Below are 350 nucleotides of genomic sequence, written 5' to 3' on the forward strand. Positions count from 1 at the left end.
CACCGCTGATGCTGCTGGCTGATCCTGATGAGTTCGTGTCCGTTCAACTGGCGTAATCATGGCCCTTCGGGGCCATTTTCTCTCTGTGGAGGAGTCCATGACGAAAGATGAACTGATTGTCCGTCTCCGGTCGCTGGGTGAGCAACTGAACCGTGATGTCAGCCTGACGGGGACGAAAGAAGAACTGGCACTCCGTGTGGCAGAGCTGGAAGAGGAGCTTGATGACACGGATGACGCTGCCGGTCAGGACACATCTGTCAGCCCGGAAAATGCGCTGACCGGACATGAAAATGAGGTTGTATCAGCGCAGCCGGATACCGTGACTGATACGGCTGATCTGGTCACGGTTG

At 56.0% G+C, this 350-nt stretch carries 1 protein-coding gene; it reads left to right on the forward strand.

Annotated features, from left to right (window positions below):
• Positions 1-97: 97 nt before the first annotated feature.
• A partial coding sequence (gene gpFI / locus FQZ95_RS27040) for a DNA-packaging protein FI (RefSeq protein ID WP_237428030.1) occupies positions 98-350 on the forward strand: 253 nt, incomplete at its 3' end.

The organism is Escherichia sp. HH41S (genome assembly GCF_009820115.1).
In the GTDB taxonomy this organism is placed as follows: domain Bacteria; phylum Pseudomonadota; class Gammaproteobacteria; order Enterobacterales; family Enterobacteriaceae; genus Escherichia; species Escherichia coli_F.